Genomic DNA, 21,330 nt, shown 5'->3' on the forward strand with positions numbered 1-21,330 from the left:
CCTCACCGTTCGTCGTGGTCGCTGCCGCCGAGAGCGGCGTCTTCGAGTTCGCACAGGATCCGCTCCTCGACGAGGTCGGCGAGGGCGGCGACGGTGTGCGCGGTCAGGATGTCCCGGGGCGTCAGATCGATGTCGAACGCCTCCTTGGCGCGGGAGGCGATCAGCAGACTGCGGACCGAATCACCGCCCAGGGCGAAGAACTCGTCCTCGGCGCCGACCTTCGCCACCCCCAGCACCTCGGCCCAGATCTCCGCGATGACCTCCTCGGTGGGGGTGCGCGGCGGGACATGCGCGGCCGGCGCGACGATGGCGGGGCGGGGCGCGGGCAGGGCCGCGCGGTCGGTCTTGCCGTTCTCCGTGAGCGGCAGGCGGTCCAGGACGGCGAACGCCGACGGGATCATGTACGCGGGCAGGGTCCGGCCCAGACGGTCCCGGAGCTCGGCGCCGGACGGCGCGGTGGCACCGGGCGCGAGCACGAGATGCGCCACCAGCCGGGGCACACCGGGCTCGTCCTCCCGGACCGTCACCACGGCCTCCAGGAGGAGCGGGTGGCCGCCCAGGGCGGCCTCCACCTCACCGGCCTCGATGCGGTAGCCGTGCAGCTTGATCTGGTGGTCGGTGCGCCCCAGGTGATGCAGGCGGCCCTGGGTGTCGTAGCGGGCGAGATCGCCGGTGCGGTACATCCGGGAGCCGGCCGGCCCGAAGGGGTTCGCGACAAAGCGGGAGGCGGTCAGCCCGGGGCGGCCCAGATAGCCCCGGGCGAGCGACGGGCCGCTGATCCACAGCTCGCCGGGGACCCTCGGCGGCACCGGGCGCAGCCGCGCGTCGAGCAGATACACCCGGGTGTTGGGGATCGGCCGTCCGATGGGCGGCGGGGAGCCGTCGGCGACCAGTGGCTCGGACCAGGTGGCGACCACGGTGGTCTCGGTCGGCCCATAGGAGTTGATCATGCGGTGGTGCGGGGCCCACCGGGCCGTCAGCTCGCTGCCGCAGGCATCCCCTCCGACGATCAGGGTACGGAGCTCCGGCAGCTCCTTCTCGGTCCCGGCGGGCAGGGTGGCGAGCGCGGCGGGCGGAATGAGGGTGTGGGTGACGCTCCGCTCGCGCAGCACCTCGGCCAGATGCCCGCCCAGCAGCGGACCGGGCTCGGGCACCACGAGGGCGGCTCCGGCCGGCAGCGCCATGCACAGCTCCAGGACGGAGGCGTCGAAGCTGGGCGAGGCGAACTGCAGCACCCGGTCGCCCGGCCGCACCTGGTAGTGCTCGGCCTCGGCGGCGGCGAAGCTCCCGATCCCGCGGTGGGTGACCACCACGCCCTTGGGCGTGCCGGTGGACCCGGAGGTGTAGATGACATACGCCGGGTCGTCCGGGTCGACCGGGCGCGTCCGGTCCGCGTCGGCGGGCCGGTGTGCGGGGCCCTCGCCGGTGTGGACGCCGGCCGTCCCCTCCAGGGTGACGAGCGGGGCGGCGTCGCCGAGCATCAGCGCGATGCGCTCGGCGGGGTAGTCCGGGTCGACCGGCAGGTAGGCGCCCCCGGCCTTGGCCACCGCGAGCTGGGCGACCACGATCTCCACCGACCGCGGCAGCACGAGGGCGACGATCTCCCCGGGGCCGACGCCCTGGGCGATGAGCCGGTGGGCGAGGCGGTTGGCCCACTCGTCCAGCTCCGCGTAGGACAGCCCCCCGTCGGGGGAGAGGACCGCGGGCGCGTCCGGCCGGCGGTCCGCCGCCGCCTCGAAGAGCTGGGCCAGCGTCGTCGGCGGGACCGGCCGGGCGGTGTCGTTCCAGTCCACCAGGAGCCGCCCGCGCTCGGCGGCCGACAGGATGTCGACCCGGTCCAGCGGCAGATCGTCGGGGGCCGCGGCCAGGGCGCGAAGGACATGCGTCAGCCGGTCGGCGAGGGCACGCGCGGTGGTCTTCTCGAAGAGCCGCGGGTCGTAGCCGAGTTCGACCGACAGCTCGGCGCCGGGCGAGACGACCACGGTCAGCGCGTAGTTGGTGGACTCCAGCGCCTGGAGGCCGCGCACCCGCAGTCCGTGCTCGGCGGCCGCGGAGTCGTTGATCGGGTAGTTCTCGAAGACCACCAGGCTCTCGAAGAGGTTCACCCCGCCCGGCACCTCGCTCCAGCCCCGCAGCTGGGACAGCGGCACATGGCCGAAGCCGCGCGCGTCCGCCTGCTCGTCCTGGAGCGTGCGCAGCCAGGCGGCCGCTGCGGCGTCGCCGTGCACCTCCAGCCGTACGGGCAGCGTGTTGATGAAGATGCCGGTGATGGAGTCGGCGCCCGGCAGCTCCGTCGGCCGTCCGGAGACCGTCGCCCCGAAGCAGACGTCCGACTCCCCGCTCAAGCGAGATACGAGTAATCCCCAAGCGCCCTGGACGATCGTATTGAGCGTGAGCCGGTGCCGTCGGCCGAAGTCCTGGAGGGCGGTGGTGTCCTGCTCATCGAGCCGGTGCGACAGCCACTCGGAGGAGCGGGTGGCAATCTCCGGCGTCGGCTTGCGGTCATAGGGGAGAGGAGTGGGAGCGGCGAATCCCGCCAGCGCGTGCCGCCAGTGCGCTTCGGCCTGCGTACGGTCCTGCCGGCCGAGCCAGGCCACATAGTCCGCGAACGGCCGACGGGCTTCCAGCCTGGGCTGCTCTCCGGCAGCCAGGGCGGCATGGGCGGCGAAGACATCGGAGAGGACTTGGAAGACACTCCAGCCGTCGAGCAGCACATGGTGGAAGGTCCAGAGCACCTGGACCTCCGTCGGCGAGAGCCGGGCGAGGGTGACCCGGAGCAGCGGGGCCGCGGTGAGATCGATCCCCCGGGCGCGGTCCTCCTCGAGCAGCCGCCGCAGCGCGGCCGAGCGCTCGTCCTCCGTCATGTTGCTCCAGTCGAGCTCCTCGACCGGCACGGCCGCCGTGCGGCGCACGATCTGCAGGGGCTCGGGCACATCCCGCACCACCATCTCGCTGCGCAGCACCGGGGTGCGGCCGACGACATGCTGCCAGGCGGCGGCCAGGACCCGGGAGTCCCGGACACCGTCCAGGACGAAGGTCGCCTGCTCCACATAGAGCCCCTGGTCGCGCTGGGCCAGCCCATGGAAGACCAGCCCGGTCTGGGTCGGCGTCAGCGGATAGATGTCCGCCACGTCCCGCCCGTCGCCCGCCAGCCGGTCGACGCTCTCCTGGTCCAGGGCGGCCAGCGGGAAGTCCGAGGGCGTCCGTCCGCCCGCCTCCGGCCCGGTGCAGAGCCGTACGATCGCTCGTAGCTCCGCCAGCATCTCCTCGGCGAGCCGGAGCACGGTGGTGCGCCGGTGCACCGACCTGGAGTAGGACCAGGAGAGCTCCAGCTGCCCGTCCTCCACCCTGCCGATCACATCAATGAGGTGCGGCCGGGGTTCCTCTCCGCTCATGTCCCCGTCCAGTCCGCCGTGCGGGGCGAGCCCCAGACCGCCGTCGCCCGGCACCTGCCAGTCGAGCCGGCCCAGATAGTTGAAGCTGATCCGGGGCGCGTCCGGGAGGCCGGGGGCGGCCGCCGGGGACAGGTGGCACAGCGCCCCGTATCCCAGTCCCTTGCGGGGCACCGCCCGCAGCCGCTCCTTGACGGCCTTCAACGTCCGCTCGAGCCCCGCGTCGGTGCCGATCTCCAGCGCGATCGGGAACATGCTGGTGAACCAGCCGACGGTACGGGAGAGATCGACCCCTTCGAAGATCTCTTCGCGGCCGTGCGCCTCCAGATCCACCAGCACCCGGTCATGGCCGGTCCAGCGGCCGAGCACCCGGCCGAGCGCGCACAGCAGCACATCGTCGATCCGGGTCAGATAGGCGCCCGGCACGTCCCGCAGCAGGACGCGGGTCTCCTCCCCGTCGAGCCGGACGGTCACCGACTCCTCGAAGGCCGCGGTGTTGGGCCCCTCGCCGTCCGTGGGGAGTTCCGCGCATCCGTCCGCCGCCGTCCAGTGGCCGAGTTCGTCGTCGAAGCCCCCGGCGGCGGCGTGGTCGCGCAGCCGCTGCGACCACTCCCGGAACGAGGTGGTCTTGCCGCCGAGCTCGACCGGCCGCCCGGCCGTGATCTGACGGTAGGCGGTGTCCAGATCCTCCAGCAGGATGCGCCAGGAGACGGCGTCGACCACCAGGTGGTGGGCCGTGAGGAAGAGCACCGGTCGCTCGTCGTCGCCCCGGCGGAAGAGCACGGCCTTGAACAACGGCCCCTGGGCGAGGTCGAATCCGGCCTGCACCCGCCCGGCGGCCTCGCGCATCGCGTCGGCCCGCCGATCAGGTGCCTGGGCGGACAGATCATGGACATCGAGCATCGGGGCCGCGCCGGGCGGGGCGTTGTGCTGGCGCCAGGGCCCGTCCCCGGCGCGCTCGAACCGCATCCGCAGGGCGTCGTGGTGGACCGGCAGCGCCGCCAGTGCGGCGCCCAGCGCGGTCTCGTCCACCGGTCCGGTCAGCTCCGCTGAGACCGACTGGGTGAAGTGCCAGGGACTCTCCGGGAGGCTCTCGAAGAGCCAGTGCTGGATCGGGGTGAGCGGCACCTCGCCGACGACCGGCCCCTGTTCGGCGGTGGCCGCCGGGGCCTGCACGTCCTGCGCGGCGGCGGCCAGGGCGGCGACCGTCTGGTGGACGAACAGGTGGCGGGGCGTCAGCTCGATCCCGGCCCGTCGGGCCGAGGAGACGATCTGGAGGGAGAGGATGGAGTCGCCGCCGAGGGTGAAGTAGTTGTCCTCGACGCCGACCTGCTCCAGCCCCAGCACCTCGGCCCAGATCGCGGCGAGGGTCTTCTCCGTCTCGGTACGCGGCGAGATGTGGCCGGTGGCGGGGGCGGCCCAGACCGGTGCGGGCAGCGCGCGCCGGTCGAGTTTGCCGCTGGTGCCCAGCGGCAGCCGGTCCAGCGTGACGATCGCCGCCGGGATCATATGGTCCGGCAGGCTCCGGGCGAGGAACACCCGCATCGCCTCGGGATCCACCGCGCCTCCCGAGGCCGGGACGACATACCCGGCCAGCCGCTTGTGGCCCGAGGTGTCGATGACGGCCGCGGCGGCCTCGGCGACATCGGGGTGGTGGGCCAGCGCGGCCTCGACCTCGCCCAGTTCGATCCGGAAGCCGCGCACCTTGACCTGGTCGTCGGTCCGCCCCAGGTACTCCAACTGCCCGTGCTCGTCCCAGCGGACCAGGTCGCCCGTGTGGTACATCCGGCTGCCCGCGGGGCCGAAGAGATCCGCCATGAACCGCTGGGCGGTGAGTCCGGGCCGGCCGAAGTAGCCCCGCGCCACGCCCGGGCCGGCGAGATACAGCTCCCCGGGCACCCCGACGGGCACCGGCCGCAGCCGCGCGTCCAGCACATAGGCGCGGGTCGCGGCGATCGGGGCGCCGATGGGTGGGGTCCGGCCCGGGTCGGCGGGGTCGCAGGTCCAGGCGGTGGCGTAGACGGTGGCCTCGGTGGGGCCGTAGATGTTCGCCACCCGGCAGCCCGGGATGGCCGCGCGGACCTCCTGGACGGTACGGGCGGCAAGACCCTCACCCGCCAGCACCACCGTGTCGGCGGTGACGGCGACCGATCCCTTGCCGAGCACCTGCCCCAGCGCGGAGGGCACGGCGCTGATCAGGCTCGCGGCCCAGGGCTCCGTCCGCTCGGCCAGGGTGAGCAGATCGCGGACGATCTCCAGGCAACCGCCCGTCAGCAGCGGGCAGATGATCTCGAAGACCGATACATCGAAGTTGAGCGAGGTGGAGGCCACCACATGGGACAGGCCCCCCGCCCCGAACTCCTCAGCCGCCCACGCCGCCAGCGCCGCGACACCCTGATGGGTCGCCACCACGCCCTTGGGCGTACCGGTCGATCCCGAGGTGTGGATGACATAGGCCGGGTGGCCGGGGGACAACGGGGACGTCCGCTCGGCGTCGGTGACGTCATGAGCGGGCTGACCGGCCGGCAGGGACCGGACGTCCTCCAGCAGGATCCGGGCGGGTCCGGCGGGAATCTTGTCCGCCACCTCCCGCGTGGTCAGGACCAGGTCCGGGGCGATGTCGCCGATCATGAAAGCGATGCGTTCCGCCGGGTAGGCGGGATCGACCGGCAGATATCCCGCGCCGCTCTTGAACACGGCCAGCAGGGCCACCACGAGGTCCGGGGTGCGCGGCATCGAGAGGGCGACGAAGTGTTCCGGACCCGCCCCCGAGGCGATCAGCAGCCGGGCCAGCCGGTTGGCGCGCTCGTTCAGATCCCGGTAGGTCAGCCGCCCGTCCTCCCCGACCACGGCCACGGCATCCGGTGTACGGACCGCCTGCGCCTCGAAGAGCCCGGGCAGGACCGCCCGTGGCGCGGGGGAGACCGGGCCGCTGAACTCGGTGAGGATCCGCCGGCTCTCCGCCTCGCCGATCAGCGGCAGTTCGTCCAGCCGCCGTCCGGGGCCGGCCGCCATCTCCTCCAGCAGCGCGCGGAGACACGAACCCAGCCGCTCGATGGTCGAGGCGTCGAAGGCGGCGGGGTCGTAGTCCAGCGAGATGGACAGCCGCTCCTCGGGCGCCACCACCACGCTGAGCGCGTAGTTGGTCGGCTCCAGATCCCGCTCCTGCCGGATGGCGAGCCCGTGCGCCGCGATGGCCTCGCTGTCGAACGGGTAGTTCTCGAAGACCACGATGGAGTCGAAGAGATTGAGCCCGCCCGGGACATCGCTCCAGCCCCGCAGCTGCGCCAGGGAGACGAAGTCGAAGCGCCGGGACTCCGACTGGGCGCCCTGCAGCTCCCGCAGCCAGGTCAGCAGCCGGCTCCGGCCGTCCACCCGGACCCGGGTGGGCACGGTGTTGATGAACACCCCGACCATGGACTCGACGCCCGGCAGCGCGGCCGGACGTCCGGAGACGGTCGTGCCGAAGCACACGTCATCGGCCCCGCTGTACCGGGACAGCAGCAGCCCCCAGGCGCCCTGCATCACCGTGTTCATGGTCAGCCCGTTCCGCTGGGCCGTCGTGCGCAGCCGTGCGGACTCCCCGGCGCCGAGGGTCACCCGGTGAGTACCGGAGGAGGCCGTGCGGTGCGCCTCGACCGCGGGCCGGTCCCGCGGCAGCTCCGTCGGGGAGGTGAAGCCCGCCAGCGCATCCCGCCAGAACCGCTCGGCCTCCGCCGCGTCCTGGGCGCTCAGCCAGTCCAGATACGCCCGGAAGGGCCGGCGCGCGGGGACGTCCGCGCCGCGTCCGTTGGTGAGCGCCGCGTACCGCTCGCACACCTCGTCGAAGACCTGCGCCGCGCTCCAGCCGTCCAGCAGCACATGGTGGAAGGTCCAGATCAGCCGGACCTCGTCGGGCGACAGCCGGATCACGGTCAGCCGCATCAGCGGCGCGGCCCCGAGGTCGATCCCCTCGGCCCGGTCCTCGGCCAGCAGCCGGGCCAGTTCGGCCTCGCGCCACCGCTCGGGCCGCCGCGTCCAGTCCTGGTGGACGATGCGTACGGCGGCCCGGCGCCGGACGACCTGGAGGGGCTCCGGCGTGTCCTCCCAGACCAGCCGGGTGCGCAGGATCGGGTTGGCGTCCGCGGTCCGCTGCCATGCCGCTCCCAGCGCCAGCGGGTCCGTCACCCCGGTCAGCGTCAGCTGGACCTGGTTGACGTAGGCGTCCGAGGCGGGGTCCACCAGGCTGTGGAACAACATGCCGGCCTGCATCGGGGTCAGCGGATAGATGTCCTCCACCGCCCGGCCGTCGCCGGCCACCCGGTCCACCGCGGCCTGGTCCAGCCGGGCCAGCGGGAAGTCCGACGGGGTACGGCCGCCGGCCCCGGGCTCGGCGCAGTGGCCGACGATCTCCTCCAGGGCGCGCAGCATCCGGCGGGCCAGCCGGTCCACCGTCTTCTTGGTGTGCGTCCCGGAGCCGTAGTACCAGGTGATCTCCAGGCGGCCCTGTTCGACCCGGCCCACCACGTCCAGCAGATGCGCGCGCGCCGACTCCGGTGCCGCGTCACCGCCCAGCCCGCCCCGTACGGTGCGGACCAGGGACTCTCCGGCGGCGGACCAGTCGAACCGGCCGAGGTAGTTGAAGCTGATCTGCGGCTGGGCCGCGTCCTGAAGCCCGGCGGACGGGGCCAGATGACGCAGCGCCCCGTAGCCGATGCCCCGCTCGGGCACGGCCCGCAGCTGCTCCTTGACGGACTTGAGCGTCTCGCCCCAGCCGCCGGCCGGGAGCTCGAGCGCCACCGGGAACAGGGTGGTGAACCAGCCGACGGTGCGGGAGAGGTCCGCCCCGTCGAGCAGATGGTCCTCCCGGCCGTGCCCCTCCAGATCGACGGCCACCTTCTCGCGCCCGGTCCAGTCGGCCAGCACCCGGCCCAGCGCCGCCAGCAGCACGTCGTCGACGCGGGTGCGGTAGACCCCGGGCACCTGCTGGAGCAGGGCGGTGGTCCGGCGCCGGTCCAGCCGGACGGTGACCGTCTTCATGGCCGCGACGGTGAGGTCCCCTTGGCCGTCGACGGGCAGTGTGGCGGCGCAGTCCGCGGACACCGCCGTCCAGTGCGGGAGTTCGGCGTCGAAGCCGCCCGCCGCGGTGTGCTCGGCAAGGCGCCGGGACCAGTCCCGCAGCGAGGTGGTGCGGGCGCCCAGATCGGGTCGTTCGCCGCGGAGCGCCTGGTGGTAGGCGGTGTCCAGGTCTTCGAGCAGTACCCGCCAGGAGACCCCGTCCACCACGAGGTGGTGCACCGTCAGGAACAGCGCCGGCGGTGCCCCGTCCCCGGGGCGCAGCAGCCGGGCGGCCAGCAGTGGCCCGCGCTCCAGCTCGAAGCCGGCGTTGGCCTCGGCCATGGCCGCGTCCTCGGCGGTCCGCAGCTCGCGGGGGCCGAGCCCCGACAGGTCCACCTCGCGCAGCGGTTCCGGGCCCGCCTCGTCCGGCGGCGGGCAGTGCTGCCGTACGCTCCCGTCCGCCCGGCGCGTAAAGCGCGTCCGCAGCGCGTCATGGTGCTCGAGCAGCGCGCGCAGCGCCCGCCGGAGCGCCTCGGGGTCGGGATCCCGGTCGAGTTCGACCAGGACGGACTGGTTGAAGTGCTCGGGCCGGGCGCTCTGGGTGGCGAAGAACCAGTGCTGGATCGGGGTGAGCGGCATTTCCCCGGTTACCGGCCCGGCATCCGCGGCGGGGTGCGCGGTGGCCTGGGCGACGGTGGCGAGCGAGGCGATCGTGGGGTGCCGGAACAGCTCCCTGGGCGTGAAGGACAGCCCCGCCTGCCGGGCGCGGGAGGCGACCTGGATGGAGAGGATCGAGTCCCCGCCGAGCATGAAGAAGTTGTCCTCGACCCCGATCCGGTCCCGGCCCAGCAGGGTGGCCCAGATTTCCACGAGGGCCCGCTCGGCGTCGGTGCGCGGTGCCACGTGGCCCGCGCCCGAGGCAGCCGTCCAGTCGGGTGCGGGCAGTCGGCGGCGGTCCACCTTTCCGTTGCCGGTGAGGGGCAGTTCGTCGAGGGTGACGAAGACCGCGGGCACCATGTAGTCGGGCAGGACGGCGCCCAGGAAGGACCGCAGCTCTTCGGGGTCCGGCACCGCGTCGCCGCGCACCGGGACCAGATAGGCGGCCAGCAGAGTGCGCTCCCCCTCGCGCGCGAGCGCGACGACCGCCTCCGCGACGGCCTCGTGGCGGGTCAGCGCCGCCTCGATCTCACCCGGTTCGATCCGGAAGCCCCGGACCTTCATCTGGTCGTCGGACCGGCCCACGAAGCGCAGTTCGCCGTCGGCCGTCCAGGCCACGAGGTCCCCGGTGCGGTACATGCGCGAGCCGGGCGGCCCGAAGGGGTCGGCGACGTACCGCTCGGCCGTCGGCCCGGGGCGGTCGTGGTAGCCACGGGCCACACCCGCGCCCGCCACGTACAACTCACCGGGGACGCCCGGGGGCTGGGGCTGGAGGAAGGCGTCCAGGACATGGACGCGGGTGTTGTCCAGCGGCCGTCCGATGGGCAGCGTCGCCGGCAGCTCCTCCCCGGCGCGGAAGGGGCGCCGGGTGGCGAAGGTCGTGGTCTCGGTGGGCCCGTAGCCGTTGACCACCGTCAGCTTCGGGCATGCGTCGAGCACCCGGCGTACCGCCGCCGGGGGCACCGCCTCGCCGCCGGTCCACACCTCGCGGGCGCCGCGCAGGCACTCCGGCGCCTCCTGCGCGAGCAGCCGGAAGAGACCGGCGGTGAGCCACAGACACGTCACCCCGTGCGCGGCGATCGCCTGGCGTACGGTGTCGGCTTCCACGTCCCCGTCTGGCGCCAGCACGGCCCGGCCGCCGCGCAGCAGCGGTACCCACAGCTCGTAGGTGGAGGCGTCGAACGCCTGCGGGGAGTGCACCAGCACCGCATCGTGCGCCGCGAAGGCGCGGTCGAAGGCGAGGGCGGTGATGTCGCGGTGGCGCACCGCGACCCCCTTGGGCCGTCCGGTGGAGCCGGAAGTGAACATCAGATACGCCGTGTTGTCCGGGAAGAGCTCCGCCCGGGGCGGTTCACACGGTCCGTCGCCAAGGTCGCCGCCGGCCTCCACCAGCAGCGTCCGCCCGCCGTGCCCGAGGCCGTCCGCGGCGGACTCATGGGCCCGGTCGGTCAGCAGCACCTCCGCCGCCGCCTCGGCCAGCACCGTGCGCAGCCGGTCCTCGGGTGCGCGGGTGTCCAGCGGTACGTACACCCCGCCCGCCTTGACGATGGCCAGCTGGGCGACCACCAGCTCCACGGACCGGTTCATCAGGACCGCCACCGGGTGCTCGGGCCGGACACCGAGTCCGATGAGCCGGTGGGCCAGCCGGTTGGCGCGCGCGTCGAGCTCCCGGTAGCTCACCGGGCCGCCCTCGCCGTCCAGGGCCGGGGCGTCCGGCGTGCGCCGTACCTGCGCGGCGAACAGCTCGGCCACCGTGCCCTCGGGCAGCGGGGCCGCGGTGTCGTTCCACTCCCGCAGCACTTGCCGGCTCCGGGCGGGGGCGAGCATCGGCAGGCGTGCGGGCGCGCCGTCCGGGCCGATGGCCATGGACGTGAGCAGCACCGAGAGGTATTCGGCCAGGCGTCCGACGGTGGCCTCGTCGAACAGGCCCGGGTCGTAGCCGAGCCGCAGCACCAGCTCCTCGCCGGGGTAGACCACCAGGGACAGCGGGTAGTTGGTGGTCTCGATCCCGTCGAGCTCCCGCAGCTCCAGACCGTGCGCTGCGGCCAGGTCCCCACCGACCGGGTAGTTCTCGAAGACCACGAGGGAGTCGAAGAGGTTCACCCGGTCGGCGAGGGAGGTGAAGGACCGCAGCCGGGTCAGCGGGACGAAGTCGAACCGCCGGTCCTCGGACTGCTCCGTCTGCACCGAGCTCAGCCAGGACAGCAGGGTGCCCTCGGACGGCACCGACAGCCGGGTCGGCACCGTGGTGATGAACAGTCCGCTCATCGCCGGGGCGCCCGGGAGTTCCGGCGGACGCCCGGAGACCGTGGTCCCGAAGACGACGTCCTTGCGCCCGCTCTGCCGGGCGAGCAGCACCGCCCACGCCCCCTGGAACAGGGTGTTCATGGTGAGACCCGCGCCCTTGGCCAGCTCCTCCAGCCGGCGCGAGGTGCCGGCGGGCAGCGTGACGCGCACCGCCTCGGTGGACTCCGCGTGATGGGTCTCGGTGGGCTCGCGGTCGAAGGGCAGCGGGGTGGGCTCCGACAGACCGTCGAGCCGGGCGCGCCAGTGCTCCTCCGCCTGCGACCAGTCGCGCTCCCGCAGCCAGGCCACATAGTCGCGGAACGGGCGACGGCTGGGCAGACCGGCCGCCATATCGGACGCCCCGTCACGCGCCCGGGCGTGGCAGTGGAAGACGTCGGACAGCACCTGGAAGAGGCTCCAGCCGTCCAGGAGCAGATGGTGGAAGGTCCACACCACCCGCACCTCGGTGGCGGACAGCCGGGCCAGCGCCAGCCGCATCAGCGGTGCGGTGCCCAGGTCGAGCCCCCTGTCCCGGTCCTCGGCGAGGGTCCTGCGCAGCTCCTCATCGCGCTCGGGCGCGGGCAGTTCGCTCCAGTCGAGGTGGGTGACCGGCACCCGCACGCCCCGCTCCACCACCTGCAGCGGCTCGGGCACCCCGTCCCACACCGCGCGGCCGCGCAGCATCGGCGTACGATCGGTGACCCGCTGCCAGGCGGCGGCCAGCGCCCGGGGATCGGGCACGCCGTCCAGGACGAAGGTGAGCTGCTGGAAGTAGGCGCGCTGATCCTCCTGGGCCAGCCCGTGGAACAGCATGCCCGCCTGGGTGGGGGTGAGCGGGTAGATGTCCTCCACCCCGCTGCCGTCCCCCACCAGCCGGTCCACGCATGCCTGGTCGAGAGTGGCGAGCGGGAAGTCGGACGGGGTGCGGCCGCCCGCGCCGGGCGCGGCGCCGTGCCGGGCGATCTCGCCCAGCGCTTGGCGGAACTCCTCCGCCAGCCGCCCGACGGTCTCCTCCCGGTGCAGATTCCAGGAGTAGAACCAGGTGAACGTGAGCCGCTCGTCCTCGACCCGGCCGACCACCTCCAGCGGATGCGGACGCAGGGCCGCCGGGTCGGCGTCCAGGGCCAGTTCCCGGTGGAGCCCGCGGAAGAGCCCGTCACCGTCGCCCGGCAACCCGAACTGGCCGAGGTAGTTGAAGCTGATCCCGGCCGTGGGGCCCTCCGGGAAGCCCTCGGGGCGGATCAGATGGCGCTGGAGCCCGTATCCGAGCCCCCGGCGCGGTACGGCCCGCAGCTGCTCCTTGACGGACTTGAGGACCTTGCCCCAATCCCCTGGCGGAAGGACGGGCACCACCGGGAAGCGGGTGGTGAACCAGCCGACCGTACGGGACAGATCCAGCTCCTCGAAGATCTCCTCGCGGCCGTGGCCCTCCACGTCCACGGGGATCCGGTCGCGCCCCGTCCACCGGGTCAGCACCCGGGCCAGCGCGCTCAGCAGCACATCGTTGACCTGCGTCCGGTACACCTCGGGCAGTATCTGGAGCAGGGCCAAGGTCTCGTCCGGGCCGAGCGTGACGGTGACCGAGCGGGCCGAGGCATAGGTGTTGGCGCCGTCGCGGTCCCGGGGCAGCGACGGGTCGCAGTCCCGGGCGATCCCGGTCCAGTAGTCCGTCTCGTCAGCGAAGCCCCCGGCCGCCGCGTGGTCGTTCAGCCGGAGCGCCCAGCGGCGCAGCGGGGCGGACGCGGCCGGAAGCCCGACCGGCGCGCCCTTCGCCAGCCGGCGGTAGGCGCTGTCCAGGTCCTCCAGCAGAACGCGCCAGGACACCCCGTCCACCACGGCGTGGTGCACGGTCAGATGGAGCACCGGCCGCGCCCCGGCGCCCGCCTCCTCCAGTACCGCGCGCAGCAGCGGCCCCTCCGCCAGGTCGAATGCGCCCAGCCACGGGGCGCCGTCGCCGGTGTGGCGGCGCAGGACGTCCGTCAGGTCTGCCCGCGCCTCGGCCTCGATCCGCTGGTACCAGCCGTCGCCGTCCTTGCGGTGGAACCGGGAGCGCAGGGCGTCATGGTGGTCCATGAGCGCCGCCAGCGCGCCTCGCAGCGCCTCCTCGTCCACGTCCTCGGGCAGGACGAGCGAGAGAGTCTGGTTGAAGTGCCCGGCCCGCCCGGGGTCGGCCTCGAACAGCCACTTCAGGATGGGGGTCAGCGGCAGGTCCCCGGTGGCGGTCTCCTCCTCCACGGCGTCCGGCCGCGCGGCCGGGGCCGCGGTGTCCAGGTGCAGGGCGAGGGCGGCGATCGTCTGATGGCGGTATACGTCGCGCGAGGTGACCGAGAGCCCGGCCTGCCGCGCCTGGGAGACCACCTGGATGCTGAGGATCGAATCGCCGCCGAGGGTGAAGAAGTTGTCCTCCACGCCCACGCGCTCCACCCGGAGGATCCCGGCCCAGACCTTGGCGAGAGTCCGCTCGGTCGCGGTGCGCGGCGCCACATAGCCGGCCGTCGCCGCCGCGGCCCAGTCAGGGTCGGGGAGCCGGCCGCGGTCCAGCTTGCCGTTGGGGTTGAGCGGCATCCGCTCCAGGAGGAGGACCGAGGCGGGCACCATGTAGTCGGGCAGGCCGTCGCGCAGGAACCCGCGCAGCCCGGAGGGGTCCGGTGAGGCCCCCGGAGCGGGGACGGCATAGGCGATCAGCCGCTTGTGGCCGCCGGTCTCCTTCGCCACGGCGACGGCCTCGGCCACCTCGGGGTGGCGCAGCAGGGCCGTCTCGACCTCGCCCAGTTCGATGCGGAAGCCGCGGATCTTCACCTGGTTGTCGACCCGGCCCATGTATTCGAGCTGGCCGTCGCTGGTCCACCGGACCAGGTCCCCGGTGCGGTACATCCGGCTGCCGGCCGGCCCGAAGGGGTCGGGGACAAAGCGGTTGGCCGTCAGCCCCGACCGGTTGAGATAGCCGCGGGCCAGTCCCTGGCCGCCGAGGTAGAGCTCGCCGGTCACCCCGGGCGGGACCAGCCGCAGCGTCGAGTCGAGGACGTACGTCCGGGTGTGCGCCACCGGCCGGCCGATCGGTGGCGCCTGCTCGGGCGCGGCGCCCTCGCAGAACCAGGCGGTGGCGTACACCGTCGCCTCCGTCGGCCCGTACATGTTGACGATGCGGCTCGACGGCATGGCCTCGCGGATGTCGCGTACGGTCCGGGCGAGCAGGGCCTCGCCCGCCAGCACCACGGTCCCGGCCCCGACGTCCGGCGCGTCCCCGCCCAGGAGCCGCGCGAACACCGACGGCACGCCGCTGATCAGCCCCGCCGCGCGCGGCCGGCCCTCGGGGTCGGTGAGCGCCGGCAGATCCCTGACCACCTCGATGCTGCCGCCCACCAGCAGGGGGCAGAGGATCTCGAAGACGGACACGTCGAAGTTGAGGGAGGTCGAGGCCACCACGTCGGTCAGCCCCTCCGGTCCCAGCTCGGCCGCGGCCCAGGCCGCCAGTCCGGCCACGCTCTGCTGGGTGACCACCACCCCCTTGGGCCTGCCGGTGGATCCCGAGGTGTAGATGACGTACGCGGGGTGGGCCGGGTTGAGCGGCCGGGTCCGCTCGGCGTCGGTGATGTCGCCGTCCGCCCGGCCCGCCAGATCGGCGCGGACCGCCTCGTCGTCCAGGACGAGGGGCCCGGCTCCCCCGGGGAGGCAGCCGGCCACCTCGGCAGTGGTCAGGACCACCGAGGGCGCGGCGTCCTCCAGCATGAACGCGATGCGCCGGGCCGGGTACGCGGGGTCCACCGGCAGATATCCGGCACCCGCCTTGAGCACCGCCAGCAGGACGACGACGAGGTCGGCCGAGCGCGGCAGCGCCAGGGCCACCAGCTGCTCGGGGCCGACTCCCCGGTCGATGAGCAGCCGTGCGAGCCGGTTGGCGCGCCGATTGACCTCCTCGTACGAGAGCCGGGTGTTCCCGCAGGTCACGGCGGGCGCCGACGGCCGCGACGCCGCCTGGGCCGCGAAGAGTTCGGGCAGGGTCGCCTCGCAGGCGGCCTGCCCCGTTCCGTTCCAGCGGTCGAGCAGGGTGTGCCACTCGGCGTCGCTCAGCATCTGCAGTTCGATCAGGGGGGTGCCCGGATCGGCCACCATCGCGGCCAGCAGCCGGTGCAGATGCCCGGCCATCCGTACCATCGTCCGGGCGTCGAACAGATCGGAGTTGTACTCGACGGTCAGCCCGAGCGAACCGTCGTCCCGGGGCAGGAACTCCAGCACCAGATCGAACCGCGCGGCCGGGCGCGGCAGCGCGTGCTCGGTGATCCGCACGCCTTCGGCCTCCCGGGCGGGCACCATGGCACTCTGCTGGACGACCAGCGCCTGCACCAGCGGGTTGCGGCTGGGGTCGCGCTGCGGGGCCAGCTCCTCGACGACGCGTTCGAAGGGCAGCTCGTCATGGCTGAAGGCGTCCAGCACCGTCTCGCGTATCGCGTCGACGAACTGCTCGACCGTGCTGTCCCCGTCGACATCGGCACGCAGCACCAGCGTGTTGACGAAGAAGCCGGCGGTAGGCTCCAGCTCCTTGCGGTGGCGTCCGCTGGTGACGGTGCCGAAGGCGACGTCCCGCTGGCCCGAGTAGCGCGAGAACAGCACCGCGGCGGACGCCGCGAGCAGGGTGAACAGCGTGGTGCCCCGCTCCCGGCCGAGCCGGGTAAGGCCCGCCACCAGATCGGCGGGCAGCTCGCGGCGGTGCACCGCGCCCGCGGTGGTGCGCACCGGCGGGCGGGGCCGGTCGGTGGGCAGCTCCAGGGTCTGCATTCCGGCGAGCCGGGTCCGCCAGTACTTCAGATCGGCCTCCCGCCGGGCCGGGACGGGCCGGGTGTGCTCCCAGGCGGCGAAGTCCGGGTACTGCACGGGCGGGTGGAGGAGCGCCGGGTCGGTCCCGGTGACCTCCGCCGCGTAGAGCGCGGCCAGTTCGCGGACCAGGACCCCGACCGACCAGCCGTCGGTGACGATGTGGTGCTGGGCCAGCAGCAGGACGTGGTCGTCGTCGGTGAGCCGGATGAGCAGCGCCCGGGTCAGCGGACCCTGCTCCAGGTCGTAGGGGCGGCTCAGCTCCTCGGTCAGCCGGGCCTCGAGGGCCTCGGCGCGCTTCGCGGGCGGACGCCCGCCCAGATCGGCCCGCTCCAGGGGCAACGTCCCGTGCTCGGCCACGAGCTGCACACCGTGCCCGTCGACGGTGGCGAAGGTGGTGCGCAGCGCGTCGTGCCGGGCGGCCAGCGCCTCGAGCGCCCGGCCCAGGGCGTCCGGGTCGAGCGGGCCGCTCAGCCGCAGCCCGGCCCCGGTGTTGTACTCGATGCCGCCGGAGGTCAGATCGTCCAGGAACCACAGCCGGCGCTGGGCCGCGGACAGCGGCAGCGGACGGTCGCGCGGCGCGGGCGGAATCGGCGGCTCGGAGGCGGCGGAGGGATCGACGGGGCCGGCGGGCAGCGCGCCCGCCAGCCGCGCCACGGTCCGGGCGTCCAGCAGCTCACGCAGCGTCAGTTCCAGGCCCAGCTCCGCCCGGATGCGGGACAGCAGCCGGACGCCGAGGATCGAGTCGCCGCCCAGCCCCAGGAAGTCGTCCTCGACCCCCACGGTCTCCACCGGCAGCACCTCGGCCCAGAGGCGGACGAGGGCGGCCTCGGCCGGGGTGCGGGGCGCGATGTGCCGGGTGTCCTCGTCCGGGGCGGAGCGCGGTGCGGGCAGCGCCTGCCGGTCGATCTTGCGATGCGTGGTGAGGGGGAACGCGTCCAGGACGACATAGGCCGACGGCACCATGTGCGCCGGCAGCATCCGGGCCACCGCGGTCCGCAGCTCGGCGGCCCGCGGCGGCGTCCCCTCGCTCGGGGGCACCACATAGGCGACCAGTCGCCGGCGACCGGGCTCGTCCTCCCGGACGGTGACGACAGCGGCGCCCACCCGCGGATGCCGGGTCAGCGCGGCCTCCACCTCGCCCAGTTCGACCCGGAAGCCGCGGATCTTGACCTGGTGGTCGGTCCGGCCGAGGTACTCCAGCTGTCCGTCGGCCCGCCAGCGGGCCAGATCGCCGGTGCGGTACATCCGGGAGCCGGGCGGGCCGAAGGGGGCGGCGACAAAACGCCCGGCGGTCAGCCCCGGGCGGTCGAGATAGCCGCGGGCCACCCCCGCGCCGCCGATGTACAGCTCTCCGGTGGCCCCGACCGGCACCGGCCGCATCGCCTGGTCCAGCACGTGGATCCGGGTGTTGGGCAGCGGGCGGCCGATCGGCGGGGTGCCGGAGCCCGCCTCCAGGGCCTCGGTCCACGTGGCCACCACGGTGGCCTCCGTCGGGCCGTAGGAGTTGACCAGCCGCCGGCCCGGTGCCCACAGGTCCACCAAATCGGCCGGGCATGCCTCGGCGCCCACGATCAGGGTGCGGAACTCCGGCAGCCCCGCCCGTACCTCCTCCGCCGGCACCGTCGCCAGCGCCGCCGGGGGGATCAGAGCGTGGGTCACCCGGTGGTCACGCACCACCGCGGACAGTTCGGCGCCCAGCAGCGGCCCCTCCGGGGGCACCACCAGCGCCGCCCCCGCGAGCAGCGAGGAGCACAGCTCCAGGACGGAGGCGTCGAAGCTCGGTGAGGAGAACTGGAGCACCCGGTCGCCCGGCTCGACGCGGTAGTGGGCGGCCGTTGCGGCCGAGAAGTTGCCGAGCCCGGAGTGCGGCACTATCACCCCCTTGGGCACGCCCGTGGAGCCGGAGGTGTAGATGACATACGCGGGATGCTCCGGAAGCAGCGGGGCGAGCCGGTCCTCGTCACCGGGCCGGTGGCCGGGGCCCGTCACGGACCGGATCCGCTCCGGGTCCTCGAGCACCACGGTCGCGCGGGCGTCGGCCAGCATCATGGCGCGGCGCTCCTCGGGGTGGGCCGGGTCGACCGGCAGGAACGCGCCGCCGGCCTTCGCCACCGCCAGCTCGGCCACCACCAGTTCGGCCGAGCGCGGCAGCACCAGGGCCACCACGCGCTCGGGTCCCACACCGCGCCCGATGAGATGGTGGGCCAGCCGGTTGGCCCAGGCGTCGACCTCGGCGAAGGACCACGTCCGGTCCCCGGCCACCAGCGCGGGCGCCTGCGGGGTGCGGGCCGCCCAGGACTCGAAGAGCGCGCCCAGCGGCGCGCGGGAGGCGGCACAGGCGGTGGCGTTCCACCGCGCGGAGGGAAGGTCCACGGCGTCCTGGGGAGCGGAGGCCGGACCGGATGACATGACGTACTGGTCCTTCATGGTGGGGCGGCCCTTCAGAGCGGGTGAACGGGCGGAGAGAGGTGATCACCACGGGCGGCCTTGGGGAGAGTGGGGAGTCCGTCCCGGTGGGGGAATGGGCGCGGCGCCTCAGACGAGGGCGCTCTTGCGGGCCATCCGGCCCGAGAGCTGGATGCGGTCGACCGCGCCGGTCCCTGGATCGCGCACAAAACGACCGCCGGGGATCCGGCGTCCGGACGACGGATCGACCAGATCACAGGTCAGATCCTCATGACAGACAAGGGGCGCGGGGGAGTCACCGTCCACGGACAGGGCGAGGGTGCCGCTGTCGTTCATCGTCACCTGGTACTCGATGTCACCGTTGAGATAGACCCCGGTGCACTGCGCCGTCGAAGCCATCGGGGTGGCCCCCTCCGGCCGGGACGGGGTGCCGGGCAGGCCGATGCCGGTGATCTCCTCGAGGGTGCCGGCCAGTTCGTGCCACATTTCGGTGCCGCTGCCCGCGTTACTGGTGAAGGCGACCACGACACCGGTACGGGGATCCGCCCGCAGATGGCACGAGGTGCCCTGGGCGTTGCCGTCGTGGCCGAACCAGAGGGCGTCCTCGTGCCGGAAGAGCGCGAAGCCCAGCCCCCAGCCGTCGGCGAGGACACCGGGGTCGGCGCCGGGGACCGGACGCCGTATCTCCTCCGCGAGTTGGGGCGGCAGCAGCCTGGGCACACCGTCGCCGATGTGGACACGGGCCAGGGCCATCAGGTCCAGGGCGCTCGTCATCAGGCCGCCGGCCGCGGCTTCGGCGGGGGCCAGGTTCTGCCGGACCGGGCGCGTCCTGCCGGTCGCCTTGTTGGCCGAGTGGCCGCGGGCGGTTGGCCGGTGGCCGGGGGCGCCGATGAAGGACGCGGGCGTGCCCAGCGGGTCCAGCAGGATCGACCGCATGGCCTCCTGCCAGCTCATCCCGGTGACGGTCTCGATCAGCCGGCCGGCCGCCACATAGCCGGCGTTGGAGTACGAGAAGTCGGTGCCCGGGGGCATCACCAGGGTGCGGTCGGTGCAGTGGTCCAACAGATAGCGCGAGGCGGTCAGCGCGGCCACCTGGTCGGAGTCGGGACCGGAGGGGAGCCCGGCGGTATGGCTGAGCACCTGCCGTACCGTGCACGGCGGACCGGCCCGCCGCAGCTCCGGCACATGGTCGCTGAGCTGGTCGTCCAGCTCCACGTCCCCGTCCGCCACCAGCAGCGTGACGACGGTCGCGGTGTAGGACTTGGTGATGGAGCCGATGGGCACCGCCGTGTCGGTGGTGACCGGCTCCCCGGTATCACAGTCAAGCACGCCGGTCTCCACGGCGAGCGTGGATCCGCCGCTGTACACGGCGAGTTGGGCGCCTGGCACCTGGTGGGCGCGGGCCAGGGCGCAGAGGCGGTCCTCGAGGATGCGGCGCGCCTTGGACCGCTGCTCGGCTGTGGACGGTATCGGTGACCGGTGGAACACGGTGCACTCCTTGCCACGGACGGGACGGACGGTGGGCCGTGAGGTCACGGCAGCTGACTGGTGGCGGTGACGTCCCGGGGGACGATCCGGAAGCCCTGCCAGTGGGTGGGCATGGGGTCCTGGTCCTCGTCCCTGGGCACGTGGTGGTAGTCGACGCTGACCCATGCCACCGGATCGGTGAGCTTCTCGCCGTTGGTGTACGCGTCCACCGAGGGGGCGCAGTCCGGCGCCGAGTTGCCGTAGGCCAGCCGCTCGCATCCCCGGTAGGTGGTGAGGTACACGTCGTGGTGGGTGAACTTCTCGGTCTCGGCCGGCCCCCGGTACTGATCGCTGTCGTGGACGTCGATCTCCCAGGACTTGGGGTGGCCGTCGCCGTTGAGGGCGGTGGGGTTCACCACCCGCCAGAAGCGGGTGGGCGCGAGGTCCGCCGCCGTCTCCTGGGTCAGGACGGTGCGCTTGGTGGTGCGCTTGGCGGTGCCGCTGCCCCGGTAGTCGTACTGCTCGACGATGTTCTTCGACTGTCCCTCGACATCGAAGTCCAGCCGCCAGAAGATGTTGTGGCTGTGGTTCTCGCTGAACCGTTTGGAGCCCACTCCGGTCGGCCATCCGCTGCTCGCGTCGGAGAACTGGAACGGTGAGAGGGACCCGGTGGCGCCCGACCGCGGGGTGATGGTGCCGTCGTCCGAGAAGCGCCACTCGGTGATGTAGTCGTACCAGCCGATCTCGGACACCGAGAACACGACCAGATCGCTCCCGTGCAGCACGCTCTTCTCCACCGCGCTCTTGTACGCGAACGGCCGGGGCTGCTCCTGGCTGCACATCACGGGCACGTTCCGGAAGCTGGAGAGCGTGCCGGTGGGACAGTCGTCCTTCGAGAGCTTGGTGAGGGTGCCCAGGTCGAGGTCGCCGAAGCCGATGGCCGAGACATCGTAGAAGCGCGGCTGTCCGCTGTCGTAGGGCACATGCACCTCGGCGAGCGAGGCGCTCTTGAGGACACGTGTCGGGGTACCACGGTTGGGGGTGTACGTCACATCGCTCAGCACCATCCCCGTGGAGCGGTCGATGTCCCAGCACATCTGCCAGCGGGCACCACTCTTGAGCGTCTTGTCGATGCGATGGGCCTTGTCACAGGAGGGAGCGGCCGCGGGCGGGCGGGGGGCGGCGGACGCCGGGCCCGGCATCACCGGCATCAGCAGGGCTGCCACGGCCATCAGGACCCGGGCATGGCGAAAGAGACGAAACACGAACG

At 73.4% G+C, this 21,330-nt stretch carries 3 protein-coding genes; all 3 read right to left on the reverse strand.

All coding sequences use genetic code 11. The annotated features are described in order from the left end of the window. Nucleotides 1–2: 2 nt before the first annotated feature. Nucleotides 3–18,596, reverse strand: a complete 18,594-nt coding sequence (locus ABZU99_RS09695; protein ID WP_356227773.1) for a non-ribosomal peptide synthase/polyketide synthase — start codon at nt 18,594–18,596, stop codon at nt 3–5. Nucleotides 18,597–18,722: 126 nt separating this feature from the next. Then, a complete protein-coding gene (locus ABZU99_RS09700; protein ID WP_356044950.1) occupies nt 18,723–20,081 on the reverse strand; it encodes a serine hydrolase domain-containing protein in 1,359 nt (452 codons plus the stop codon). Nucleotides 20,082–20,125: 44 nt separating this feature from the next. Next, nucleotides 20,126–21,325, reverse strand: a complete 1,200-nt coding sequence (locus tag ABZU99_RS09705) for a copper amine oxidase (protein WP_356044952.1) — start codon at nt 21,323–21,325, stop codon at nt 20,126–20,128. Nucleotides 21,326–21,330 lie beyond the last annotated feature (5 nt).

Origin of the sequence: Streptomyces sp. NPDC005266, assembly GCF_040607655.1 — a bacterium.
Taxonomy (GTDB): Bacteria; Actinomycetota; Actinomycetes; order Streptomycetales; family Streptomycetaceae; genus Streptomyces.

Excerpts from the sequence above, each read along its gene's own strand:
- ABZU99_RS09695 (WP_356227773.1), bottom strand. The coding sequence starts at position 18,596 with ATGTCATCCGGTCCGGCCTCCGCTCCCCAGGACGCCGTGGACCTTCCC.